This window comes from Mesorhizobium sp. B2-4-3 (genome assembly GCF_006442815.1).
Lineage (GTDB): Bacteria > Pseudomonadota > Alphaproteobacteria > Rhizobiales > Rhizobiaceae > Mesorhizobium.
This window is the reverse complement of sequence record NZ_VFVL01000001.1, coordinates 38,813-61,765: the sequence shown is the minus strand read 5'-3', so window position 1 is coordinate 61,765 and position 22,953 is coordinate 38,813. Positions and strand designations below refer to the sequence as shown.

24 protein-coding genes are annotated in these 22,953 nt (G+C 64.3%); 14 read left to right on the top strand and 10 right to left on the bottom strand.

The genetic code is table 11. The features are described 5' to 3' along the window. The 3 genes from accC to FJ956_RS00310 are packed head-to-tail and all read left to right on the top strand — an operon-like array spanning window position 1 to window position 2,562. A complete protein-coding gene (gene accC / locus FJ956_RS00320) occupies window positions 1-1,368 on the top strand; it encodes an acetyl-CoA carboxylase biotin carboxylase subunit (RefSeq protein ID WP_140677660.1) in 1,368 nt (455 codons plus the stop codon). Then, a complete protein-coding gene (locus FJ956_RS00315) occupies window positions 1,365-1,760 on the top strand; it encodes a biotin attachment protein (RefSeq protein WP_140677658.1) in 396 nt (131 codons plus the stop codon). The genes accC and FJ956_RS00315 overlap by 4 nt, the downstream gene beginning before the upstream one ends. A 22-nt stretch (window positions 1,761-1,782) precedes the next feature. Then, window positions 1,783-2,562 (top strand): 5-oxoprolinase subunit PxpA, encoded by a 780-nt coding sequence (locus FJ956_RS00310; RefSeq protein WP_140677656.1) that lies wholly within the window; start codon window positions 1,783-1,785, stop codon window positions 2,560-2,562. Window positions 2,563-2,611: 49 nt separating this feature from the next. Here FJ956_RS00310 and FJ956_RS00305 read toward each other — a convergent pair whose 3' ends face one another. The 5 genes from FJ956_RS00305 to FJ956_RS00285 form a co-directional block, all read right to left on the bottom strand. Beyond that, the gene (locus tag FJ956_RS00305) at window positions 2,612-3,646 is read right to left on the bottom strand and encodes an Ldh family oxidoreductase (RefSeq protein ID WP_140677654.1); all 1,035 of its coding nucleotides are present in this window, start codon (window positions 3,644-3,646) and stop codon (window positions 2,612-2,614) included. 41 nt (window positions 3,647-3,687) lie between these two features. Then, window positions 3,688-4,854 (bottom strand): epoxide hydrolase family protein, encoded by a 1,167-nt coding sequence (locus tag FJ956_RS00300; RefSeq protein WP_140677652.1) that lies wholly within the window; start codon window positions 4,852-4,854, stop codon window positions 3,688-3,690. 70 nt (window positions 4,855-4,924) lie between these two features. Beyond that, window positions 4,925-5,902, bottom strand: a complete 978-nt coding sequence (locus FJ956_RS00295; RefSeq protein ID WP_140677651.1) for a biotin-dependent carboxyltransferase family protein — start codon at window positions 5,900-5,902, stop codon at window positions 4,925-4,927. After that, complete coding sequence (pxpB, locus tag FJ956_RS00290) at window positions 5,899-6,564, bottom strand: 5-oxoprolinase subunit PxpB (RefSeq protein WP_140677649.1); 666 nt, start codon at window positions 6,562-6,564, stop codon at window positions 5,899-5,901. The genes FJ956_RS00295 and pxpB overlap by 4 nt, the downstream gene beginning before the upstream one ends. A gap of 6 nt (window positions 6,565-6,570) precedes the next feature. After that, window positions 6,571-7,347 carry an SDR family oxidoreductase gene (locus tag FJ956_RS00285; RefSeq protein ID WP_181170206.1) on the bottom strand — a complete coding sequence of 259 codons (777 nt, stop codon included), beginning with the start codon at window positions 7,345-7,347 and terminating at the stop codon, window positions 6,571-6,573. 211 nt (window positions 7,348-7,558) lie between these two features. Between FJ956_RS00285 and FJ956_RS00280 the strand changes: the two genes are divergently transcribed. From FJ956_RS00280 to FJ956_RS00255, 6 genes are all read left to right on the top strand, one after another. After that, window positions 7,559-8,194, top strand: coding sequence for an RraA family protein (locus FJ956_RS00280; protein ID WP_140677647.1), 636 nt, complete (start codon window positions 7,559-7,561; stop codon window positions 8,192-8,194). A 179-nt stretch (window positions 8,195-8,373) separates the two neighbouring features. Next, a complete protein-coding gene (locus FJ956_RS00275) occupies window positions 8,374-9,486 on the top strand; it encodes a branched-chain amino acid ABC transporter substrate-binding protein (RefSeq protein ID WP_246672071.1) in 1,113 nt (370 codons plus the stop codon). A 135-nt stretch (window positions 9,487-9,621) separates the two neighbouring features. Beyond that, on the top strand, window positions 9,622-10,533 hold the full coding sequence (locus FJ956_RS00270) for a branched-chain amino acid ABC transporter permease (RefSeq protein WP_140677642.1): 912 nt from the start codon (window positions 9,622-9,624) through the stop codon (window positions 10,531-10,533). Continuing rightward, on the top strand, window positions 10,533-11,492 hold the full coding sequence (locus FJ956_RS00265; protein ID WP_246672070.1) for a branched-chain amino acid ABC transporter permease: 960 nt from the start codon (window positions 10,533-10,535) through the stop codon (window positions 11,490-11,492). Before FJ956_RS00270 ends, FJ956_RS00265 begins: the two co-directional genes overlap by 1 nt. Next, on the top strand, window positions 11,489-12,259 hold the full coding sequence (locus tag FJ956_RS00260) for an ABC transporter ATP-binding protein (protein ID WP_348641065.1): 771 nt from the start codon (window positions 11,489-11,491) through the stop codon (window positions 12,257-12,259). Before FJ956_RS00265 ends, FJ956_RS00260 begins: the two co-directional genes overlap by 4 nt. Beyond that, on the top strand, window positions 12,259-12,987 hold the full coding sequence (locus tag FJ956_RS00255; protein WP_140677636.1) for an ABC transporter ATP-binding protein: 729 nt from the start codon (window positions 12,259-12,261) through the stop codon (window positions 12,985-12,987). Before FJ956_RS00260 ends, FJ956_RS00255 begins: the two co-directional genes overlap by 1 nt. Before the next feature lie 171 nt (window positions 12,988-13,158). On the opposite strand, the gene FJ956_RS00250 is transcribed toward FJ956_RS00255, so the two are convergent. Next, window positions 13,159-14,280, bottom strand: a complete 1,122-nt coding sequence (locus FJ956_RS00250; RefSeq protein WP_140677634.1) for an NAD(P)/FAD-dependent oxidoreductase — start codon at window positions 14,278-14,280, stop codon at window positions 13,159-13,161. 201 nt (window positions 14,281-14,481) lie between these two features. Here FJ956_RS00250 and FJ956_RS00245 point away from each other — a divergent pair, with 201 nt between their 5' ends. Further along, window positions 14,482-15,858: an aspartate aminotransferase family protein gene (locus FJ956_RS00245; protein ID WP_140677632.1), complete on the top strand. Its 1,377-nt coding sequence runs from the start codon at window positions 14,482-14,484 to the stop codon at window positions 15,856-15,858. Between the two features lie 52 nt (window positions 15,859-15,910). Beyond that, window positions 15,911-16,066, top strand: a complete 156-nt coding sequence (locus FJ956_RS30405) for a hypothetical protein (RefSeq protein WP_181170205.1) — start codon at window positions 15,911-15,913, stop codon at window positions 16,064-16,066. Between the two features lie 32 nt (window positions 16,067-16,098). Here the strand turns inward: FJ956_RS30405 and FJ956_RS00240 are convergent, their stop codons facing one another. The 4 genes from FJ956_RS00240 to FJ956_RS00225 are packed head-to-tail and all read right to left on the bottom strand — an operon-like array spanning window position 16,099 to window position 19,452. Further along, window positions 16,099-16,800: an RraA family protein gene (locus FJ956_RS00240; protein ID WP_140677630.1), complete on the bottom strand. Its 702-nt coding sequence runs from the start codon at window positions 16,798-16,800 to the stop codon at window positions 16,099-16,101. Then, window positions 16,800-17,915 carry a mannonate dehydratase gene (locus FJ956_RS00235; RefSeq protein ID WP_140677628.1) on the bottom strand — a complete coding sequence of 372 codons (1,116 nt, stop codon included), beginning with the start codon at window positions 17,913-17,915 and terminating at the stop codon, window positions 16,800-16,802. The genes FJ956_RS00240 and FJ956_RS00235 overlap by 1 nt, the downstream gene beginning before the upstream one ends. 2 nt (window positions 17,916-17,917) lie before the next feature. Further along, window positions 17,918-18,703: an SDR family oxidoreductase gene (locus FJ956_RS00230; protein ID WP_140677626.1), complete on the bottom strand. Its 786-nt coding sequence runs from the start codon at window positions 18,701-18,703 to the stop codon at window positions 17,918-17,920. A gap of 17 nt (window positions 18,704-18,720) precedes the next feature. Then, on the bottom strand, window positions 18,721-19,452 hold the full coding sequence (locus FJ956_RS00225; RefSeq protein ID WP_140677624.1) for an FCD domain-containing protein: 732 nt from the start codon (window positions 19,450-19,452) through the stop codon (window positions 18,721-18,723). 188 nt (window positions 19,453-19,640) lie between these two features. On the opposite strand from FJ956_RS00225, the gene uxuA reads away from it, so the two are divergent. From uxuA to FJ956_RS00210, 3 genes are all read left to right on the top strand, one after another. After that, window positions 19,641-20,825 carry a mannonate dehydratase gene (gene uxuA / locus FJ956_RS00220; protein ID WP_140677622.1) on the top strand — a complete coding sequence of 395 codons (1,185 nt, stop codon included), beginning with the start codon at window positions 19,641-19,643 and terminating at the stop codon, window positions 20,823-20,825. A 120-nt stretch (window positions 20,826-20,945) separates the two neighbouring features. After that, entirely contained in the window at window positions 20,946-22,088 is a 1,143-nt protein-coding gene (locus FJ956_RS00215) for an extracellular solute-binding protein (protein WP_140677620.1), read from the top strand. Then, complete coding sequence (locus FJ956_RS00210; RefSeq protein ID WP_140677618.1) at window positions 22,088-22,939, top strand: IclR family transcriptional regulator; 852 nt, start codon at window positions 22,088-22,090, stop codon at window positions 22,937-22,939. Before FJ956_RS00215 ends, FJ956_RS00210 begins: the two co-directional genes overlap by 1 nt. Window positions 22,940-22,953: the final 14 nt, after the last annotated feature.

Here is a 22,953-nt window from a genome sequence, read left to right as displayed (position 1 = left end):
ATGTTCGATACCGTCCTTATCGCCAACCGGGGTGAAATCGCGCTGCGCATCCTGCGCGCCTGCCACGATCTCGGACTGAAGACGGTAGCGGCCTATTCGGAGGCCGATGCGAGCCTTCGCCACGTGGCGCTGGCTGACAAGGCGATCTGCATCGGGCCGGCGGCTTCGGCCGGCAGCTATCTCAATATCGCGGAGATCATCACAGCCTCGCAACTCGCCGGCGCGGGCGCGATCCATCCCGGCTACGGGTTTCTCTCGGAGAACGCGGCGTTCGCCGAGGCAGTTGAAAATGCCGGTCTGGTCTTCATCGGGCCGTCCGCGGCGGCGATCCGCACCATGGGCGACAAGGTGGCGGCCAAGCAGGCGATGATCACCGCCGGCGTGCCCTGCGTTCCGGGCTCGGAAGGCGCGTTGCCGCAGGACGAGCAAGTGGTGCGGGTAATCGCCGAAACCATAGGTTATCCAGCCATCGTCAAGGCGGCCGGTGGTGGCGGCGGGCGCGGCATGCGCATCGTGCGCGAGCAAGGCGCGTTGATGGAAGCCGTGGCGCTGGCACGAGAGGAAGCCGGACGAGCCTTCGGCAACCCGCAGGTCTATCTGGAAAAATTCCTCGAACATCCGCGCCATGTCGAGATCCAGATTCTGGCCGACCGACATGGCGCGGCTGTATGGCTTGGCGAGCGGGACTGCTCCATGCAGCGCCGCCACCAGAAGATCGTCGAGGAAGCGCCGGCTCCCGGCATCGCCCGCGAGGCGATCGCCGGGATCGGCGATCTTTGCGTCCGCGCCTGCCTCGAGATCGGCTATACCGGGGCGGGCACGTTCGAGTTCCTCCACGAGGACGGGCGCTTTTATTTCATCGAGATGAACACCCGCGTGCAGGTGGAGCACCCGGTGACCGAACTGGTCACCGGCATCGACATCGTTCGCGAGCAGATCCGGATCGCCCAGGGCGAGCGTCTGTCCTTCAAGCAGGAAGACATACGCATCCAGGGCCACGCCGTCGAATGCCGCATCAACGCCGAGGACCCTTACAGCTTCCGGCCGCATCCGGGGCGGGTCGAGCGCTGGACGCCGCCGGGCGGCCCGGGGATACGGGTCGAGTCGCATCTCTACTCCGGTTACACCGTGCCGTCCCACTACGATTCCCTGGTGGCCAAGCTGCTCGCGCATGGCGCGACGCGAGCCGACGCGATCCGCAGGATGAAGGGGGCGCTGGCCGAGATGGAGGCGGTCGGCATCGCCACCAACGCGCCACTGCACGGCATGTTGATGGAGGAGCCAGGTTTTGCGGCCGGAGGTTTCGACATCCACCACCTGGAACGCCTGATCGAAGGCGGTCTGCTCAACGGACGAGCGCAGCGATGACGGCCGACGAGATCGAGAGACTTGCCGCATGGTGTGCGGCCGCGGGTGTCAGTGAGATCGAACTGGCGGAGGCCGGCTTTTCACTTTGTCTGCGTATCCAGTCAGCCGGCCCTGGGACGCGCGCGGCGGCGAGCGAGGCGCCGAAGGCCGAGGTGGTCGCGACGACCGTTCGCGCGCCGGGCGTCGGGGTGTTCCGTCTCGTTCATCCGACGACCGGCCATCCGGTCATCGAACGCGGCCAGACGGTCCGGAAGGGCGAGACCGTCGGTGTTCTGCAGATCGGCGCATGCCTCAAGGCCGTGGTTTCGCCGGCGGACGGCAAGCTGGGGGTTGCCTTGGCCGAGGACGGCGCGGTCGTCGGCTACGGCACACCGCTCTACGAGTTGCTGTGACATGAATTCTGAGGAAGTCGCCATGACGGGCAGCGGACTTGAAGTCGATATCAATTCGGACATGGGCGAAGGCTTTGGCGCTTACAGGCTGGGCGACGACGCGGCGATCCTCGATATCGTGAGCTCGGCCAATGTCGCCTGCGGTTTCCACGCCGGCGACCCGGAGATCATGGCGGCCACCTTTTCCATGGCGCGGGCGAAGGGCGTTGCCGTCGGCGCGCATCCAAGCTTCGCCGATCTGTGGGGGTTCGGACGGCGCACCATTCCGCATTCGGCGGACGAGATCGAAAGGCTGGTCGCATACCAGATCGGCGCGGCACAGGCGCTTTCGATCTATGCCGGGCACCCGATCCGTTATGTGAAGGCGCATGGCGCGCTGGGCAATCTGACCCAGACCGATCGCGCGGTCGCCGAAGCCGTCACGCGCGCCGTCAAGGCCGTCGATCCCACCCTGATCTGCCTGGCGATCGCGCTCGGCTTCCAGGACAGGATCGCGCGCGAGGCGGGCCTGACGGTGAAGTCCGAGATCTTCGCCGATCGCGCCTATACGCAGGAGGGGTTTCTTGTCTCGCGCAAGCTGGAGGGCGCCGTCATCCACGATGCGGGGAAGGCAGCGGAGCGAGTCGTCCGCATGGTCAGGCAGGGCGCCATCGAGACGATTTCCGGGCAGGCGCTGAAAACGCCGATCGACTCGATCTGCGTCCATAGCGATACCCCGGCGGCGGTTGCCATAGCCGCCCGCGTGCGGACCGGGCTGGAACAGAGCGGTGTAAGGGTCAAGGCCTTCGCTGCAACGCCCTGAGGGTCGGCTGCGTCCGGGCTCATGGCTCACAGCGCCCGCGCCGGGCGTTTCAGACGGCATCGAGGCCCCTTTCGAGGAAGCGGTCGAGCTGCTCCACCTCCTGGGGCGTGAGGCTGATGCCGTCCCGTTTCGACTTCTCACGGGCGAGGAACCGCCTCTGCGAAGGTAGGCGGGCGCCCTGGCCGAGGATCGCCTCGAACAACGCTTCTGCTCGGGAGAAAGGACTTCCGGGGCGGCCAGCGGCGAACGCCTCCGGCGACAGGGCGATGACCAGCTCGCCATGCTTCGGATAGAGCGTCGTCGTGCCAAGCAGATCGAGGGCCTCGCGGCTCGTCAGGTCGCCAAGCATGGCACCGGCGAGCAGCTCGATCATGGTGCCGATGGCCGAGCCCTTATGCCCGCCGAAGGAAAGCATCGCGCCGGCAAGCGCCGCTTCGGGGTCGGTCGTCGGCCTGCCGTCCGAATCGATCGCCCAGCCTTCCGGCAATTGTTTCCCGGCACGACGATGGAGCTCGATTTCGCCGCGCGCCGCGACTGAAGTTGCAAAGTCGAAGACATAATGCGGATGCCCCTGGCGCGGCCAGCCGAAGGCGAAGGGATTGGTGCCAAGCAGGGGTCTTGAGCCTCCCGTCGGCGCGACCGTCGCGTAGCTTGGACACATGGCGAGGCCGGCAAGACCGGCTCCGGCCAGTGCCTCGACCTCGACCCAGAGGGCCGAAAAATGAACCGCGTTGTTGATCGCCAGCGCCGCGATGCCGGTTGCGCGGGCGCGCTCGACCAGTGCAGGCAGGCCCAGCTCGAAGGCGGGATTGGCGAAGCCGCCTCTCGCGTCCACTTTCACGATTGCCGGCGCGTCCGGCGGCAGCAATTCAGGCACCGCCCTTGGCTCGGCCTTTCCGGCCTTGACGGTGCGCAGCGCGCCTTCGATGCGATAGATGCCGTGCGACTTGCAGGCGTCGCGCTCCCCGGCGACGATGGCGCGCGCGATGGCGCCGGCCTGGGCGGGGTTAAGTCCGGCCTTGCTGAAGATCGCCTCGACGCGCTCATGCAGGGTTTCGATGGTGAGGGCTGTTGTGCTGCTCATTCTGACCTTCGGGATTTGCCTGCGGAGCATGCGCCCGCAGGTCAGGAAAATTGCAGCTCGCTCGCGAAGGCTCTCAGATCCTGCGCGAGCAGGCCGGGTTGCTCGAAGGCTGCAAAATGCCCGCCGCATGGCATTGTTGTCCACCGGCGCACATTACGAAAAACCCGTTCGACCCAGCTTCTTGGCGGCATCGGCAATTCCTTCGGAAACAGCGCTACCGCGAGCGGAACTTCGATCTCCGTACCATGCGGGAATGCCAACGGCCGAGCGCGAGTCTCCCAATAGAGACGCATGGAGGAGGCAACGGTTCGCGTGAACCAGTAGAGCGAGATGGTGGCGAGGACTTCGTCGCGAGAAAATGCGGCGTTGTCCAGATTGCCGTCGCAGTCGCTCCAGTCGCGGAACTTTTCGATCATCCATGCCGCCAATCCCACGGGCGAATCGGTGAGCCCGTAGGCAAGGGTCTGGGGGCGCGTTCCCTGAATGTGGCTGTAGGCGCCGTGAAGATCCGCCCACCGGGCTTTCTCGCCCAGGAAGATGCGTTCTTCCGCGGTGAGGTCGCCGCCGGGACCAGGGTCATGCGAGGGCGAATACGAGCCGGGAATGAAATTCAGATGCATGCCGGCGAGATTGCCGGGATGGGCGTGGGCCAGGATCGTCGACACGCTGGCGCCGAGGTCGCCGCCCTGCGCCAGATAGCGCTCATAGCCCAGGCGGCTCATCAATTCCGCCCAGAGATCGGCGACGGCAAACAGGTTGAGGCCGGCCTTGGTCGGGCGGCTCGAAAAGCCGTATCCGGGGATCGAAGGGATCACGACGTTGAACGCGTCCTGCTCTCTCCCGCCATTGGCAAGCGGATCGGACAGGAGCGGCAAAAGCCTGATGAATTCACAAAAGCTGCCCGGCCAGCCATGTGTGAGAATGATCGCCCTGGCGGTTGGAACTGCGGCGCGGACATGGATGAAATGAATGGTCTGGCCGCCGATTTCCGTCTGGTAGTGAGGAAGCTTGTTCCAGGCGTCTTCCTGTCTGCGCCAGTCGAAGCCCGAGCGCCAGTGCTCGAGAAGTCGCCGCAACTCCTCACGCTCGGTACCCTGGGCCCAGCCGATACCCTCCAGTTGGTCCGGCTCGCGCCAGCTTGCGATGCGTCGCATCAGGTCGTCGATTTCGGCCTGGGCAATCCGGATCGTGAAGGGGTGGATATCCATGGACATGTCCGCTCGGCGCTATGGGTTGAACCAGTCGATATCGTTGCGGCTTTTGTGGTCGCTCCGGCCGTCATCGTGGTCGGAGGCCACCCAAGCCGATGTTCCGCGCGGCAAGCGCGTCAAGCTGCTGCCTGGCAATACGCAGTGCTTGGGTCGCCACTTCGATCGATACTGGCACAAAACGCAAGCGCGCGCCGACCGGCGCTTGCGCGAGGCGCCAGAGATCAGCTTCGATCACGGTTGCGATCTTCGGGTAGCCGCCGCAGGTGTTGGCATCGGCAAGCTGGACGATCGGCTGGCCGGACGGCGGCACCTGAATGGTGCCTGGCACGATGCCATGCGAGAGCAATTCCAGGGGTGAGGCTAGCGAGAGCGTTTCTCCGGACAAGCGATAGCCCATGCGGTTGGCTTCGCTGGTGATCTTCCAGTCGCTGCTGGTGAAGGCCGCCTGCGCTTGCGCCGTGAAAGCGTCGAACTCGGCGGCGGGAAGCACCCTCAGTTCGATCGGAGAGAAGTTGGCGTTGCTCGCGGCTTGCCGTTCTTCCAGTGCCACGCCAAGGCCTGCGGAGGGAAGCGGGCATACCGCGCTGTTGAGCTGGAGCTGGTCGCCGCGCGCAAGGCCGCGCCCGGCAAGCCCGCCGAAACCGCCTTTCGCATCCGTCGCGCGCGAGCCCATGACGGATGGCAGGTCGAGCCCGCCGGCGAAGGCGATATAAGAACGCGCGCCTGCGCGAGGCGCTTCCACCAGAAGCGTCTCGCCCGCGCGGATAGTGGTTGCCCACCAGGGCGGATACCGCCGATCATCGATACTGATCGGGCAGTCGGCTCCCGTGATGGCCAACGCGGTGTCGACATGTGCCTTGAGCCGGAAGGGATAGAGCGCGATCTCCAGCCCCGCGGCCGATCGGTCATTGCCCAGCATGAAATTGGCGATCGCCAGCGCCTGGCTGTCCATGGCGCCGCCATGGCTGATTCCGAGCGCCAGATAGCCTGGCCGGCCGAGGTCCTGGACAGTGTTCGGAAGACCGGTGGACAGGATTTCGATCATTGCTCGATGCCCGCAATCTCGAATTGGATCGTGTCTCCAGGCCTCAGCAGCACCGGCGATTGCGCCTGAATATCGAAAAGCCTCACGTCGGTGTGGCCGATAATGTGCCACCCCGACGGCGCGGTCATCGGCATGATGCCTGCCTGCGCGCCGCCGATGATGACGGCGCCTTCGGCCACTTTCAGGCGGGGGTTCTTGCGCCGTGGCCAGTTGAGCCGCGGGTCGAGACCGGACAAGTAAGGAAAGCCCGGCATGGCCCCGATAGCGGCTACGGAATAGGTCGCGGCCGCGTGACGATTGACCGTCTCTTCCAGCGACAATGCGCAATGCGCGGCCCAGCCAGCGAGGTCTTCGCCGCACGCGCCGCCGTAATGCACGGGAATCCTGTGCAAAGTGCCGGCGGCCATTTGTGGATCGGTGCCGGCCCAAAGTGATTGCAGTTGTTCGCCGACACTCGATGCATCCGTGACGAGCGGGTCGAACAGCACCAGCAGGTTGTTCATGCCGGGGGCCGTCTCGCGCACGCCGTCGAGGCCTCGTGCAGCTTCCGCCACAGCCCAAACCAACTCTTGAGTGGTGTCGTCGAACCTTGCCTGCGCGCCATCGAGAAGCAGCGCGCCTGATCCCGCAAGGCTGATGCGCGGTGCTGGCCCAATGGTCATGAGCGGTCAGTCCTTCACCGGCACGGTGTAGTTCAGGATCAGGCGGCCGCCATCTGGATAAATAGTCTGGCCCACGATGTAGGAGGCATCGTCGCTGGCCAGGAAGGAGGCGACGCTGGCGATCTCCGATGGCTCGCCGCAGCGCCCACTCGGCGTTCGCGACAGTATGGTCTGCCGCTGCGCTTCGCTGGCCATGACCGAGCTCCTGACCATGTCGGTCATGATCGTTCCCGGTCCGATGGCGTTGACGCGGATGTTGTGCGGGATGAGCCCGACCGCCATCACCGCCGTCAGCTGCTTGATGCCGCCCTTCGACACCGCGTAGGCGACGGAATTGGGAATGGCCAGGATGGCATTGATCGACGACATGTTGATGATCGAGCCGCCGCGCCTTTGAGCGATCATGGCTCGTGCCGCAGCCTGACCGAGAAGGAACGGCGCCTTGAGATTGACGCGCTGAACCCAATCGAAGGCTTCCTCGGGGAAGTCGACGAAATCATCGAGGTGGATCACACCGGCATTGTTGATCAAGACGTCGATACCGCCAAAGGCGCCGGTGGCTTCGGCGATGATGCTGGCGGCCATGTCCGCCGTGCATGCGGAAAGATCCGCTTCGAGCCAGACGGCGCGCTTGCCGAGACGTTGAGCATGCTCGCCGCCGCGGTCGGCCTTCACATCCACGAGCACGACATTGGCGCCGTCGGCATGAAAGCGCTCTGCGCAGGCGAGGCCCAGGCCTTGCGCCGCCCCGGTGATGATCACGACTTTGCCTGCATGCTTCACAGCCGATTCCTTTTTTGATGTCTAATGAGGATATGTTATCCAATCTATCGCCAAGCACGAGCCTATGGCAAGCCCGGTGTGGCAAGGTCGAAAGCGGCTCCAGGCCCGGAATTGCGGGGGAATCGGCTTTTTCGAACAGCTCCAAGTAAGCCGGTTGACTTTGCTCTTCAAATGATGATTGGATAATATATTCACAAATTGGAGGACAAAAATGGCAGGCGGGCAGCGGGAGGGTGAACTGGTCGACGCGTTCCGCGTCTTTGCCACGCCGTTGATCAGCGACAATCTTGCCCGGGTGCCCGGCGCCGTCGGGTTGCGACCGTTCCACAAGATCAGCGGCATCATGGTGGGACGGGCGCTGACAGTGAGGACGCGCCCCGGCGATAACCAGTTCATCCATCGCGCGCTCGACCTGGTACAGCCGGGCGATGTCATCGTCGTCGATGGCGGCGGTTACGAAGGGCGGGCACTCGTCGGCGAGATCATGACAAGCCTCGCTGCCTCACGCGGCGCCGCCGGCATCGTCATCGACGGAGCCATCCGCGATGCCGGCGCCATCGGCCGCAACCCATTTCCCTGCTTCGCGCGATCGGCCATCCACCTCGGCCCCTACAAGGACGGCCCCGGGGCGATCAATGTTCCGGTCTCGGTGGGCGGAATGGTCGTCGGTCCCGGCGACATCGTCGTGGGCGACGAGGACGGCGTCGTGGCGTTTCCGTTCGAGGGCGCCACGGCCTTGCTGGCAGCCGTCAAGGCGCAGGAAGCGCGCGAAGCCGACATCATGCAGAGCATCAAGGAGAACCGCTACCAGGGTGCCTATGCCCAGGCTCCGGCCAGCAGCCATTGAGTTGCAGAGCCTGACGCCAGGGCCTCGATCGCAGGCCGGCTGGCGATTGCAAACATTGCCGCTCCGCCTCGGAAGGAGGAGCGCAACCTGGCCGATCCGCCCAGAGCGGCTCGGCGACAATCAAGCAGAATGCATTCCGGGCCACGACCCGGATGCGCCAACAGGGGAAAATGGAGAGAATGATGGTTGTTTCCTTCAAGAGGCTTGCCTGCGCCACCGCCCTTGCCGGGCTGGCCATGACCGCAGTTGCCGCCGCTGCCGACATCAAGATCGGCATCGTCGCGCCGATGACCGGCCAGTTGGCCAGCGAAGGACAGGACATGGAAAACGCGGTGAAGATGGCGATCGATGCCGCCAATGCCAAGGGCGGCGTCAATGGCGACAAGATCACCACAACCACTGCCGACGACGCCTGCGATCCGCAGCAGGCGGTCACCGCCGGCAGCAAGCTGATATCGGAAGGCGTGACGGCAATCGTCGGCGGCTACTGCTCGGGCGCCGTGTTGCCGACGTTGAAGATCTATGGCGATGCCGGCGTTCCGTTCGTCATCATCGGCGCGAATTCGACCAAGCTGGTCGCCGCCAATCAGGGCAACGCCTTCCTCGCCAACTCGACCGGCGACATGCAGGCGACCACTGCCGTCGAGCTCTTCAAGAAGAACGGCTACAAGAAGATCGCAGTCATAGACGAAGGCGACGCCTATTCCTCCGACCTGGCAAAGCTCACCGCCGAAGCCTTCAAGAACGCGGGCGGCGAGATCGCCGCCAAGGAAACCACCACCGCCGGCGAGCAGGACTATTCGGCGGTCGTCACCAAGGTTAAATCAAGCGGCGCGGATGCCGTCTTCTGGACCGCCTATCATGCCGGCGGCGCGCTTCTCACCAAGCAGCTTCGGCAGGCAGGCTTCCAGGGCGGCATCGTTCTCGGCGACGGCAACAATTCGCCGGAATATCTGGAGATAGCGGGCTCGGCGGGCGAGGGCGTGTTTCTGCTGTCCCCGCCAACCGTCGATCTCCTCTCCGGCGCTGCCGATTTCAAGGCCAAGTACAAGGACGCCTATGGCCGCGACGCCGGCGCCTACGCGGCCCTTTCCCATGATGTCGGCGACCTGATCGTAGACGCCATCGCACGGGCAAAATCCGCCGATCAGAAGGCAATCATCGAGGCGCTGAAAGCAAGCGACTTCAAGGGTCTGGCCGGCGAAATCAAGTTCACCGACAAGAATACGCTGCAGACGTCGAACTTCCGCCCGGTCGTTGCCAAGGGCGGCAAGTGGGTCGCCACCGAGTAACCGACGAAACATGCTGATGCCGAGGCGGCCTTTTTTGCCAGCCTCGGCATCATTCCTGTTTTTGCGGCTATGTGGCCGGCAGCTACCGATGCTTCGCCAAGGCTCGACTTTTTCAATTTCTGCACCGGAGCATCAATGACGCTCGACCTAGTCATTCAGCAATTGGTGAACGGCCTGATCGTCGGCTCGTTCTACGCCCTGATCGCGCTCGGCTACAGCATGGTCTTCGGCGTCATCAAGCTCCTGAATTTCGCCCATGGCGATATCTATATGAGCGGCGCCTTCGTTGGCCTCATCGCGTTTTCCTTCGTCGGCGTGTGGGTCGGCAATGGCTGGGCGGGCGTCGTCTGCGCCTTGCTGGTTTCGATGCTGGCCGTAGGGTTGCTCGGCGTCGTCATCGAGCGCTTCGCCTACCGGCCGATGCGCAACGCGCCGCGCCTGTCGATCCTGATCACCGCGCTCGGCGCCTCGATGGTGCTGAATGGCACCGCGCTTGCGCTGACCGGCGGGCGGCATTTCGCATTCAACACCGATCTCGGTTTTGCGGGCCTGGACGTTTCGGCTGTGCACATCACATACACACAGATCGTGCTTGTCGCCGCCTCGATCCTGCTGATGGCTGGGATGCAGGCCTTTGTCTCGCGCACCATGTACGGCAAGGCGATGCGCGCCGTGTCGATCGACATGGGGGCCAGCCGCCTGATGGGCATCGATGTCGATCGGGTGATCGCGCTGACCTTCTTCATGGGATCGGCGCTCGCGGCCGGCGGCGGCGTCATGGCGGGCGCCTACTATGGCAGCGTCCATTTCTTCATGGGCTTCATCATGGGGCTCAAAGCGTTCACCGCGGCCGTCATCGGCGGCATCGGCAGTGTGCCGGGCGCCATGCTTGGCGGCCTGCTGCTCGGCCTTCTCGAGGCCTACGGGTCATCCTTGCCCTTCGTCGGATCGGAATGGCGCGACGTCTTCGTGTTCGGCGCGCTGATCCTGTTCCTGGTCTTCAAGCCGACCGGCCTGCTCGGACGCTCGGTTGTGGAGCGGGTGTGATGAGCGACGGAGCCAGGACCTTGCCCGCCGCCGCGCAACCGCCGTTGGTGCGGCGCTCGCATCTGCTGCCGGGTCTCGCCGCGCTTGGCTGCGCGCTGGTGCTGCCGCACTTTGCCAATGCCTATGTGACGGAGGTGGCAACCACGGCGTTGCTCTATGTCGTGTTGTGCCTCGGTCTCAACATCGTCGTCGGCTATGCGGGCCTGCTTGACCTCGGCTACGCGGCCTTCTTTGCTGTCGGCGCCTACACGACCGGCATCCTGACCTCGGAATTCGGCTTCAACTTCTGGCTCACGATTCCCGTCGCCATGGCGGCAGCCTGTCTGGCCGGTGTCATCATCGGCGCGCCGACCTTGAGGCTGCGCAGCGACTACCTGGCGATCGTCACCCTGGGCTTCGGCGAGATCGTGCGCATCATTGCCCGCAACCTCGATATCACCGGCGGCGCCAGCGGCCTCGTCGGTATCGAGCGGCCGGAGATACTGGGCTTCAAGCTGATGCAGGTGCAGCACTTCTACTATGCGTTCCTGGCGCTCGCGCTGCTTGCCGTCTTCGTCTGCCTGAGCGTCGAGCGGTCGCGCATGGGGCGTGCGTGGTTCTATGTCCGTTATGACGAGGACGCCGCCGCAGGTATCGGCATCAATCGTGTGTCGGCCAAGCTGCAGGCCTATATGATGGGGGCCGTGATCGCGTCGGTGGCCGGGTGTCTCTACGCTGCGAAGATGACCGCGATTTCGCCGGAAAGCTTCACCTTCAACCAGTCGCTTCTGATCCTGCTAGGCGTCGTCCTGGGCGGCATGGGCCGCATCCCCGGTGTCGTCCTGGGTGCGATACTCGTGGCCCTGCTGCCGGAAGTGCTGCGCGGGGCGGGCACCTATCGTCCGCTGGTCACGGCTGTGGCGCTACTGGCAATCATGCTCTTCAGGCCAAACGGCCTGTGGCCGGACAAGCGGGGTTGACCATGGCCTTGCTGGAAGTCCGCGATCTGCGCCTCAGCTTCGGAGGGCTGAAGGTTCTGCAGGATATTTCGTTCTCAGTGGAGAAGGGCGCCATCAACAGCCTCATCGGGCCGAATGGCGCGGGCAAGACGTCCCTCTTCAATTGCCTGACCGGCTTCTATAAGCCAAAGGGCGGCTCGATCCGGCTGGGCGGCCGGCCGATCGCGGGCTTGCCGCCGCACCGCATCACAGCGCTCGGCCTTGCCCGCACTTTCCAGAACATCCGCTTGTTCAAGGAAATGTCGGTTCTGGAAAATGCCATGTCCGGCCAGCATTGCCGCAGCCGCCACGGCATCGTCTCGGCAATCCTGCACCTGCCGTCGCAACGGCGGGAGGAGGATATGATACGCGGGGCGGGAATGCGCTGGCTCGAGTTCGTCGGCATCGCTGAACATGCGCATCGTCTGGCCGGCGGCCTTTCCTACGGCGACCAGCGACGGCTTGAACTTGCAAGGGCCTTGGCCTCGGCGCCCGAGATCATCCTGCTCGATGAGCCCGCTGCCGGGCTGAACGAGCGCGAGAAGCTCGATCTTGTGCATTTGATCCGCCGCATTCGCGACGAGACCGGCGTCACCGTGCTTTTGATCGAGCACGATATGGGCCTTGTCATGCAGGTGTCGGAAAAGATCGTCGTCTTCGATTATGGCCAGAAGATCGCCGATGGCACGCCGGAGGCCGTGCGCGCCGATCCGAAAGTCATCGAAGCCTATCTCGGCACGGAGGATTGATGGACACGGATATTGTCCTTGCGGCCGACCGGATCGTCGCGCGCTACGGCAGCATCGAGGCGCTTCATGGCGTCAGCCTCTCGATAAGGCGCGGCCAGATCGTGGCACTGCTCGGCGCCAACGGCGCCGGCAAAAGCACGACATTGCGAACGCTATCCGGTCTCATTGCTGCGTCCTCGGGAAGCGTCCGATTCCTGGGTGAGGACATAACCAGGGTCCCGGCCCACCGGTTGCCCCACCGAGGTCTTGTTCACGTTCCCGAGGGACGGCGCATTTTCGGCGACATGACGATCCGGGAGAATCTGGACCTGGGTTCGTTCACGCTGACCGACGAAGCGGAGCGGCGACGGCGGCTGGATCATGTGTTCGAACTCTTCCCGATCCTGGCGCGAAGGCACAATGGCGACGCAAGGAACCTGTCCGGCGGAGAACAGCAGATGCTGGCGATCGGAAGAGCTCTCATGGCGGCCCCACAGATGCTGCTGCTCGACGAGCCTTCAATGGGGCTGGCGCCACAGCTGATCAAGGAAGTGATGAACATCGTGCAGCGCCTCAATCGTGAGGGCGTGACGATCCTACTGGTGGAGCAGAACAGCAAAGTCGCATTGAAGTTCGCGGACTACGGCTACGTTCTAAAGGGCGGACGTATAGTGCTTGAAGGGCGGGGAAGCGATCTTGCGAACAATGACGCCGTCGTCAGCGCCTACCTGGGCGGAGTCGCGGCCTGACAGCTGACCGTCAATACCTGGCTTCGCTCCCGGCCCCCGCCGGTCACTCAGGGTGCCGGCAAGGCGGTTGGCGCTGCGCCGACTGCAAAAGGTCGGCTTTCAGTGGACATGCCAGCCTCTCGCCGAGGTAACGCAAGATGCGACCGGCCTTGATGCCGCGCGTCAGCGCCGTCAGTCCGCCTCAGACGCGAGCATGCGTGTCACATGTTCGGCAATCGCCAGGCTGGAGGTCAGGCCTGGGCTTTCGATACCGAACAGATTGACCAGCCCGGCGCTCCCATGGGTCGTCGCGTCCTGGATGACGAAGTCGCTGTTGGCCTCGCCCGGGCCGGAGAGTTTCGGCCGAATGCCGCTATAGGCCGGCTGCAGGCTGTCGTCGGCCAGATCCGGCCAGTATTTGCGGATCGCATCGTAGAAGCGTTTGCCGCGCGCCGGCTCGACGCGGTAGTCGAGCGTGTCCGTCCATTCGACGTCGGGCCCGAACCGAGCCGTACCGCCGAGATCAAGTGTGAGATGGACGCCAAGCCCGCCCGGTTCAGGCACGGGGTAGACCAGCCGCGAGAAGGGCGCCCGGCCCACCACCGAGAAGTAATTGCCCTTGGCGTAGCGAAGCGTCGGCAAAAACCGCCGGTCGAAGCCTTCGAGCGAGCCCGCCAGCGCAACGGCGCCAAGGCCGGCCGCGTTGACGAGGCGCGACGTGGCGATCTCGAAACCTTCGCCGCTCGCCGTGTCCATTGTCTGGAGCACGATGCGGCCGGCATCGATGCGGCCCGAAACGATGCGCGTGTTGAGCGACAGCATCGCGCCGCTTTCCTCGGCGTCGCCGAGCAAGGCGAGCATGAGCGCGTGGCTGTCGATAATGCCGGTGGAGGGCGATAACAGGGCTTTGGTGCAATGAAGCGCCGGCTCCAGGGCTTGGGCTTCAGCGGCGGAAACGAAGCGCAAATCTTCTACACCGCAGGCTGCCGCATTGGCCCGGATCGCGGCAAGCGCGGGTTCCTGGGCAGCGTCGGTTGCGACGATCAGCTTGCCGGAGCGCCGGTGCGGGATCGCACGCTCCGCGCAGTAGCGGTAGAGCATGTCGCGGCCGGCGACGCAGAGCCGCGCCTTCAGCGATCCTTTCGGATAGTGGATGCCGGCATGGATCACTTCCGAATTGCGCGAGCTCGTCTCGGTGCCGATGGCATCCGCCGCCTCGACGATGAGCGTGTCCAAGCCGCGTGCGGCCATCTTGCGCGCAATCGCAAGACCGACGACGCCGGCACCGGCGACGATGCAGTCGATCTGTTCCATGTTCAAATCCTGGCGCACCTTGTTGCACATATTACCGCGGCAGTCTGGGGCGCGCTGGCGCTATCGATCTCGACGCCGCGGCTCTTGCGATCAGCCTGCGCGATGAGGCATCAAACGTTGCAATGCAAGACGGAATTTGGGACTTCTCAACAAACGAGACAGCCTTGCTTCCACCTTGGACGCCTGCAGACAGGAGCCGTCATGGACGCCAGACCGAATTCCCCCGAAGCCCGCGACATCCGCTATCACCTGCACGGCTATACCAATGCCCGCAAGCATCAGGAGACGGGTCCGCTGGTCATCGAAAAGGGCGATGGCGTCTATGTCGAGGACATTGCAGGCAATCGCTACATCGAGGCGATGGCGGGCTTGTGGAGCGTCGCCGTCGGCTTCTCGGAAAAGCGTCTGGTGGACGCTGCGACAAGGCAGATGTCGAAGCTGCCCTTCTATCATGACTTCGGCTCGAAGGCGCATTCACCGCTGATCGACTTGGCCGAAAAACTGGTGCAGATGGCGCCGGTGCCGATGAGCAAGGCGTATTTCACCAATTCCGGCTCGGAGGCCAACGATACGGCGATCAAGATGATCTGGTATCGGTCGAACGCGCTTGGACAGCCGGCGCGCAAGAAGATCATCAGCCGCAAGCGCGGCTACCATGGCGTCACCATCGCCTCGGCGAGCCTGACCGGGCTGCCCAACAATCATCTCTCCTTCGACCTGCCGATCGCCAATATCCTGCACACGTCGACGCCGCATCACTGGCGCGACGCCCAGCCCGGCGAGAGCGAGGAGCAGTTCTCAGCACGGCTCGCCGACGAGTTGGAAAAGCTCATCCTTGCCGAGGGGCCTGAAACGATCGCCGCCTTCATCGGCGAGCCGATCATGGGCGCCGGCGGCGTCATCGTTCCGCCCGCCGGCTATTGGGAAAAGATCCAGGCGGTGCTGTCGAAGTACGACATCCTGCTGGTGGCCGACGAGGTCATCTGCGGCTTCGGTCGCACCGGCGAGATGTTCGGCTCGCAGACATTCGGCATCAAGCCCGACATCATGGTGCTGTCGAAGCAGATTTCCTCCTCCTACCTGCCGATCTCGGCGCTGCTCATCAACGATCGTGTGTTCGAGCCGATCGCCGACGAGAGCGACCGCATCGGCACCTTCGGCCACGGCTTCACCGGCGGCGGTCATCCGGTCGCCGCGGCCGTGGCGCTGGAGAACATCAAGCTGATCGAGGAGCGTGACCTCGTCGGCAATGCGCGCAAGGTCGGCGCGCATCTGCAGGCGAAGTTGCGCCAACTCGCCTCGCATCCGCTAGTGGGCGAAGTGCGCGGCGTCGGTCTCATCGCCGCGGTCGAGCTTGTCGCCGACAAGGCGACCAAGGCGCCCTGGGGCAAGCCGGCGGCGCTCGGCGCGCTGGTCAACGGCTTGCTGCAGCAGAACGGCGTCATCTCGCGCAACATGGGCGACGCCATCGCCTTCTGTCCGCCGCTGATCATCACCGAGGCGCAGGTCGACGCTTTGGTCGATGCTTTCGAGCGTTCGCTCGACGCCGCGTTGCCGCAGGTTCGGGCGCAGGGCTGAGCCAGCCTGTAGCAGTCGAAACGCCTCATCGGGGCGAGGAGCCCATCGCGCATTGACACTGCCGGCGTTGTCACGCTTGTGCTCGGCGGCCGCCGGCATTCTCTGGAGTCTGGCCGTCTTCGACGAACGACCGGCCGTCTCGTTCCGGGTGGCCCTGTTCCTGATGGTTGCAGCCATGCACCTGGTGCTGTCGCGCAAGCTCGACTGACCATCTGATCACAGCCGGCCGGCCACGACCTTTCACATGATGCCGAAGGTCTTGTAGGCATCCACCGCGCTCATCCCCTCGCGGATCGCCTTGGCGACGAGCTTTTCGCCGCGCACTTTTTCGAGGGCCAGGCGCGCTACCTCTTCCTCGGCTTCCCGCGGGATAACGAGGACGCCTTCCTTGTCGCCAAAAAGGAGCGTTCCTGGCTCCATGCGGACGCCACCGATCTCAAGCGCGCAGCGATAGTCTATGACCTTGCCGCGCACGCCCTGGTCCTGCGCGTAATAGCCGGTGCAGAAGCAGGGAAATCCCAGCGCCTTGATGCCATCCGTGTCGCGGGCGAAGCCGTCGACCAGCGCGCCGCGCGCGCCAAGGATCTTCGCACGCGTCGACATCAACTCGCCCCACAGCGCGTAGCGGGGCGAGGCGCCGCTGGCGACGTAGATCTCGCCGGGCTTCAAATCGTCGAGCGCTTCGAACATCAGCCCGAACGGCTTCACCATCAGCGGGTTGTGCGTCGGTCGGTTGAATGGAAAGATATCGGTCTCGAGCACGGGCATGGCCCTGCCAAGCAATCGCGTCTTTTCGTCAACAGGCTTGAACACCGGCGGCAGGAACTGATGCTGCAGCCCCAGCGTGTCCATCACGTCGCCGACCACCGCAACGAAGAGTTCTTCCTCGAACAGGCGGTACATTTCGGCGTCGTCGGCATAGAGGCGCGTCGATCTGGTCATCAGGCTTGCATCCGGATGTTGGTGGATTGAATGGTCCGCGAAGGCCCCAGCGCCGCGGCGTTCTGCACCAGCGCGCGAATATAGCCGAGTGCAAAGGCCTTCCCTGCGTGCCAGGGCGCATCGCAGGACATCTCCGGCGTATGGTCGGGGATGAGGACGCCTTCATAGTCTTCGTCGCGCAGGATGCGGACGATCTCGGCCATGTCGATGTCGCCGTCGTCGACGAAGGTTTCGTGGTAGTTCGGCACCTTGCCGCGCACATTGCGGAAATGGATGTAGCCGATGCGCTTGCGCCGGGCGAAGCGCCGGACATGCCCGTAAATCTCGTCGGCGCCCGGCATTTCCTGCAGCGAGCCGAGACAGAGCTCCAGCCCGTTGGACGGTGAATCGACGATGTCCATCAGCCGGTCGTATTTCTCCGGCCGGTTGACGAGCCGCGCCGCGCCCCGCAGCGCTTCGGCCGGCGGATCGTCCGGATGGGCGGCGAGCACCACGCCGGCTTCCTCGGCTACCGGAACGACTTCCCGCAGGAAGGCGCCGAGCCGCTGCCAAAGCTCGTCGCTGTTCACCGTTACCGGTTCGGCGTCCGGTCGGCCGGCGCGGTAGCGCATGTTCCAGACGACGCCATCGGGGAGGGGCAGATCGGGATCGATGCTCGCTAGGTCGAGCCCCACCGACATCGCCTCGCCGCGCGCGAACGGTCCACGCGACCAGCCCCAGACGCCGGCGATGGAGAAGTTGTAGCCGATGCACGGGATGCCGGCGCGGCCGGCATCGCGGATAAGCCGCTTCAGCCCTTCGATCTGCTTCGCCCTATCGGGACCATCGAGCAAAATGTCGGACCAGAAGCGCGGCGAGAAATTCTCGATCGCGGCGATTTCCAGCCCGTTGTCGCGCACGGTCTTCACCAGGCCGGCGAAGTCCTCGTAGTTCCATAGCTCATCGGTGGAGCAGTCGCCCCAGCCTTCCTTCTCGCTGCCGGCAGACAGGGAAGGATCGCGCCCGCGAAAATAATTGGTGAGGTGGGCGACGATGTGGGTGGCGCCTGCCTGGCGGGCGAAACGGAAATTGTCCGGTGTCAGCGACTCCCGGTAAAGGCCAAGCCCGATCTTCATGGTCATTTCACACCGATGCCGGCGGTCAGGCCGCCATCTATCTTGTAGTCCGCGCCGGTGCAGAAGCCGGCCTTGGAAGAGCACAGAAAGGCGATGAGCTCCGCCACTTCCTCGGGCTCGCCGATGCGGCCGAGCGGGTGGGCCGCGCCGAAGCGCCTGTAGGCTTCCTCGACGTCGGCATCGCTGCCGTTTTCGCCACGCGCAGCTTTCTCAAGGATCGGCGTGCGGATCGAGCCGGGGCTGACCGAATTGACCCGGATGCCGGCGGCCGCATAGTCGAGCGCCAGCGAACGCGTCAGCGTGTGGATGGCGCCCTTGGTGGTGGCATAGGCGGCGACGTTCTGCTGGCAGGCGAAACCCTGCACCGAGGCGACATTGACGATCGCCCCGCCACCGCGCTTGATCATTTCTGGGATGCCGAAATGGGCGGTCAGGTAGATCGCGCCGACATTGACCGTCATCGCCTTGTTCCAGGTTTCCCAGTCGGTCGTCGTCGCGGTTCCATAGGGATGGACCGCCGCCGAATTGACGATCACGTCGAAGCCGCCAAAGCGCTCGACGCCGGCCGCGACGGCGTCGCGAACCTGGTCTGGCGCGGAGACGTCGGTGTCCACGACCAGCGCGCCGGCCTCGGAGCTTTCCAGTTCCGCTCTCATCGCCGCATTGGCCGAACGGTCGATGCCGCAGGCGACGATCGCAGCACCCCCAGCGGCAAGGCGCCTGGCTGTTGCGAGACCGATCCCGGTCGTTCCGGTCACCAGCGCGACCTTGCCGTCAAAATCCTTCATTGCTGAAACTCCTTTAGTCACGTCTCGGAAGCCGGTTCTTCCGGCAGGAACCGCAGGGCGAAATCGAGGTGGCGGCTCATCAGGTAGGCGTAGGCAAGCCTGTCGCGCGCGCGTAGCGCGGCGATGATCTCGCCATGTGCGGCACGGGTGTCGGCCAACACCGGGCGCATTTCCTTGCCGATGGTCATAATCCGCAGGATCACGGGCGACAGGAAGGAATACATGTCGGTGAGCATGCGGTTGTCCGCCAGCCCGATCAGCGCCATGTGGAAACTGAAGTCGTTCTCGGCGGCTTCCTCGATCGAGCGGCTGTCGACGATCCGGCCATTGATCTCGTCGAGCGCCTCGATCTGCTCGCTCGTGGCATTGAGCACGATGTGGTCGCCGATGCCGACCTCGATGATGCGCCTGAAACCCTGGATGTCGGCAAAGGACGAGCGCGAAACATCCATGTGGGCGGCGAAGAAATTCTGGATGGCGATGCTCTGCCCGTTGGCGAGCACAGCGCCGACGCGCGGCTTGGGCTCGATCAGCCCATAGGTGCGGATGGTGCGCAGCGCCTCGCGCACGGTGTTGCGGCTGGCGCCGGTGATCTCGCTGAGCTCGCGTTCCGTCGGCAGCACATCGCCGACATTGAGCTGTCGCGCGCGAATAAGGTCGAGGATCCGCCCGGCCGCGGTGTCGACCGCGGACCTGCCGCCGGCGCGGCGGGCGACGGTGTTGTCGCGGGCGACCTGAGTGTCTTCCAACGCCGATCCTCCTGAATTGTTGGACCAACATATCGTAAGGCTTGCGGAAAACAACAGGTTTAAGGCGGTGCCCGACCGAATCCATGGATATTTTGTCGAGGGTAGGCCCTTCAGAACGCCCAAATTTTTGATTTGACTCTCATTGTGGTCCAACAATAAGTTCCGGCCATTCACAGAAGGAAACGGCAATGGAACAGTGCTGGCGCTGGTATGGTCCGGACGATCCGGTGACCCTCGATCATGTCAAGCAGGCGGGGGCGACGGGCGTGGTCTCGGCCCTGCACGACATCTATGACGGGCGCGTCTGGCCGCTGGAAAGCATCCTCGAGCGCAAGCGGGTCATCGAGGCGGCAGGACTGACCTGGTCGGTGGTAGAGAGCATTCCCGTCCACAACTCGATCAAGATCGGCTCGCCGGAGCGGCCCCGCTATGTCGGCTGGTACAAGGACTCCATCCGCGCCCTGGCGAAGGCCGGCATCGCGACGATCTGCTACAATTTCATGCCCGTGGTCGACTGGACCCGCACGGATCTGGCCTACCGCCTGCCGACGACGGGTTATGCGCTGCGCTTCGACGCGATCGATTTCGCGGCCTACGACCTGTTCGTGCTGAAGCGCCGGAATGCGCGGGACGGCTATACGCCCGCCCGCATCGCCGAGGCGGAATCACGGCTGAAGGAGCTCGGCGACGAGAAGATCGACAGGATCGAGCGCAACCTCATCGCCGGCCTGCCCGCCACCGAGCGCGCCTACAACCGCGACAGCTTTCGCGAGGCCCTGGCCGATTACGATTCGATCGGGCCGAACGAACTGCGCGAGAACCTCGCCTGGTTCCTGCGCGAGATCATTCCGGTGGCCGAACAGGAGGGGGTGCGCATGTGCATCCATCCTGACGATCCGCCATTCTCGCTCTACGGCCTGCCGCGCATCGTCTCGACCGCCGAGGATGCGCGCTTCATCCTCAATGCCGTCGACAGCCCGGCCAATGGCCTGACCTTCTGCACCGGCTCCTACGGCACGCGCGCCGACAACGACATCGTCGCCATGGTCAAGGCGTTCGCCGAACGCATCCATTTCGTCCATCTACGCAACATCACCATCGAGGAGGACGGCTCGTTTTATGAAGCCGAGCATCTCGAAGGCGGTACCGACATGGCGCATGTCATCCTCGCGCTGATGCGGGAGGAGGCGCGTCGCCGCAAGGAAGGCCGTGCCGACTGGCGCATTCCGATGCGGCCTGACCATGGGCATCTGCTCGCCGACGACATCGGCAAGACCAGGATCAATCCCGGCTACTCGCTGATCGGCCGGCTCAAGGGCCTCGCCGAATTGCGCGGCATCATGCGCGCCGTCGAGCGGTTCGGGCTGGCGTGAGGCCGCAGGCGGGAAGAGGATCGCGTTTTGCGTATGTAAAAACTATTTGCTCAGGTGAAAATACCTGCTAGTGGTTTGCGGGCAGGGCGCATGCCCGGTTCCAGGGAGGAATTGCCGGATATGACAAGACTGCGCGGTCTTGCGTGGGATCATCGACGTTGCTGGGGTCCGCTGGATGCCAGCGTCGGGCCGTATTGCGCCGCCAATCCCGGCCTGGAAATCGAATGGGACCGCCGCAGCCTCTATGAATTCGGGGAGGGCGCGCTCGGCCCTGTGCTCTCGGCCTACGATCTGGTGGTATTCGACCATCCCTTCATCGGCGACATCGCGCAGGACGAGTTGATGGTGCCGTTCGACGCTTACCTCTCGGCGGAACAAATTCGCTTCTTCGAGCAGGATTCGGTCGGTCCGTCCTGGCGGTCCTACGGAAAGAACGGGCGCCAATGGGCACTGCCGATCGACGCCGCCTGCCACGTCGCCTCGTATCGCCCGGACCTGCTGGAGCGCTACGGGCCGGTGCCCCGTACCCATGAAGAGGTGGTCGCGCTCGGCCGGCTGGCGCGCAAGGACGGGAAATGGCTCGGCCTGCCTTTCGTGCCGACGGACGCCATGTGCCTGCTGCTGACGCTTGGCGATCCACAGGAGGACGGCGAGCAATTCATCGCGCCGGACATGGTCGAGCAGGCCGTCGGGCAATTGCGCGAGCTTGCGGCGCTGTCGCATCCGAACTCGTCCGGTTGGAATCCGATCCGCTGCTACGACCACATGGTCGCGTATGACGACGTCGTCTATGTGCCGTTCGCCTTCGGCTATGTGAACTATGCCGCGAAGACCGACAGGCCTTATCTGCGCTTTGCCGACGTGCCGACCGCGCGATCGGCCGGCGCCCTGCTCGGCGGCGCCGGCATCGGCGTCAGCGCCCAGTCGAAGCACAAGCAGGAGGCGATCGACTACGCCCTGTTCCTGTGCTCGCCCGACTATCAGCGCGGCGACTATGTGAAGTCGGGTGGACAGCCGGGATCGCTGGCAGCCTGGAAGGACGCCGAGGTCAATCGTCTCTCCGGCGATTTCTTCTCCTCGACGCTGCGCACGATCAGCTCGTCCTATCTGCGTCCAACGCATCCGGGTTTCATCGCCTTCTTCCGCGAATGCGCGCCGCGCGTGGCCGCGGCCATAGCCGGCGACATCGGCGCTGCGGAGATCGCCGACCATGTGAACCGCCTCTATCGCGAAACCAGGCAACCGGAACGGAGCGTTGCGTGATGGCTGCCGGCATTGCCGAAACGCTCGAGGAAAGCGAAAGCGGCCGCAACGGATATCGCGTGCCGGCGGTGGACAAGGCGCTCGACGTGCTGGAGTTCATGGCTGCAAGCGCCGAAGCGATGACCCAGACCGAGATCGCGGCCGGTCTTGGCAGGTCCATCCACGAAATCTACCGCATCCTGCTTTTGCTGGAGAAGCGCGGCTACCTCTTCCGAACGCAATCGGACCGCTTCCGGCTGTCGCTGAAACTGTTCGAGCTGGCGCATATGCATCCGCCGGTGAACAGGCTTGTCGAATGCGCGCTGCCGGTGATGCGCGAATTGACCGCCAATGCCGACCAGAGTTGCCACCTTGTGGTGCGCGAAGGGCAGAACGCGCTGGTGGTGCTGCAGATCGATTCACCGCTGCCGATGCGCTATTCGGTTGCGCTCGGATCGCATTTCCCGATCCTGGAAACCAGTTCCGGCGCGGTGCTGCTCGCCCATTCGAGCCGGTCCGAGCGCGACCGCATCGTCGAGCGCATCGTCGCCGCCGGCGAAGGCCAGGGAACGCGCGAGGAAATCGAGGCACGGCTGAACGAGGCGGCCAGGCTCGGCTACGAGATGCGCGCGTCGCTGGCCGTCGAGGGCTGCACCAACATCTCCATGCCCGTGCGCGACCATGTCGGTGCCGTCATCGCCGCGCTTACGGTCCCGCTGCTGCCGCAGAAAGCAGCACGTTTCGACCGTCAGACCGTCTTCGAACGAACCCGGACAGCCGCCGAGAAGATATCGGCCGCACTCGGTTGGGGCGAAGCCAACAGCTCTTCACGTGCCGACCCGGAACGGCGGGATTACCCGTTCAGCGACTGAGACAAACGAAAACC

Bases quoted from the DNA above. Each gene is read 5' to 3' on its own strand.
- accC (WP_140677660.1), top strand. From the start codon at position 1: ATGTTCGATACCGTCCTTATCGCCAACCGGGGTGAAATCGCGCTGCGC.
- FJ956_RS00315 (WP_140677658.1), top strand. From the start codon at position 1,365: ATGACGGCCGACGAGATCGAGAGACTTGCCGCATGGTGTGCGGCCGCG.
- FJ956_RS00310 (WP_140677656.1), top strand. From the start codon at position 1,783: ATGACGGGCAGCGGACTTGAAGTCGATATCAATTCGGACATGGGCGAA.
- FJ956_RS00305 (WP_140677654.1), bottom strand. From the start codon at position 3,646: ATGAGCAGCACAACAGCCCTCACCATCGAAACCCTGCATGAGCGCGTC.
- FJ956_RS00300 (WP_140677652.1), bottom strand. From the start codon at position 4,854: ATGGATATCCACCCCTTCACGATCCGGATTGCCCAGGCCGAAATCGAC.
- FJ956_RS00295 (WP_140677651.1), bottom strand. From the start codon at position 5,902: ATGATCGAAATCCTGTCCACCGGTCTTCCGAACACTGTCCAGGACCTC.
- pxpB (WP_140677649.1), bottom strand. From the start codon at position 6,564: ATGACCATTGGGCCAGCACCGCGCATCAGCCTTGCGGGATCAGGCGCG.
- FJ956_RS00280 (WP_140677647.1), top strand. From the start codon at position 7,559: ATGGCAGGCGGGCAGCGGGAGGGTGAACTGGTCGACGCGTTCCGCGTC.
- FJ956_RS00275 (WP_246672071.1), top strand. From the start codon at position 8,374: ATGATGGTTGTTTCCTTCAAGAGGCTTGCCTGCGCCACCGCCCTTGCC.
- FJ956_RS00270 (WP_140677642.1), top strand. From the start codon at position 9,622: ATGACGCTCGACCTAGTCATTCAGCAATTGGTGAACGGCCTGATCGTC.
- FJ956_RS00265 (WP_246672070.1), top strand. From the start codon at position 10,533: ATGAGCGACGGAGCCAGGACCTTGCCCGCCGCCGCGCAACCGCCGTTG.
- FJ956_RS00255 (WP_140677636.1), top strand. From the start codon at position 12,259: ATGGACACGGATATTGTCCTTGCGGCCGACCGGATCGTCGCGCGCTAC.
- FJ956_RS00250 (WP_140677634.1), bottom strand. From the start codon at position 14,280: ATGGAACAGATCGACTGCATCGTCGCCGGTGCCGGCGTCGTCGGTCTT.
- FJ956_RS00245 (WP_140677632.1), top strand. From the start codon at position 14,482: ATGGACGCCAGACCGAATTCCCCCGAAGCCCGCGACATCCGCTATCAC.
- FJ956_RS00240 (WP_140677630.1), bottom strand. From the start codon at position 16,800: ATGACCAGATCGACGCGCCTCTATGCCGACGACGCCGAAATGTACCGC.
- FJ956_RS00235 (WP_140677628.1), bottom strand. From the start codon at position 17,915: ATGAAGATCGGGCTTGGCCTTTACCGGGAGTCGCTGACACCGGACAAT.
- FJ956_RS00230 (WP_140677626.1), bottom strand. From the start codon at position 18,703: ATGAAGGATTTTGACGGCAAGGTCGCGCTGGTGACCGGAACGACCGGG.
- uxuA (WP_140677622.1), top strand. From the start codon at position 19,641: ATGGAACAGTGCTGGCGCTGGTATGGTCCGGACGATCCGGTGACCCTC.
- FJ956_RS00215 (WP_140677620.1), top strand. From the start codon at position 20,946: ATGACAAGACTGCGCGGTCTTGCGTGGGATCATCGACGTTGCTGGGGT.
- FJ956_RS00210 (WP_140677618.1), top strand. From the start codon at position 22,088: ATGGCTGCCGGCATTGCCGAAACGCTCGAGGAAAGCGAAAGCGGCCGC.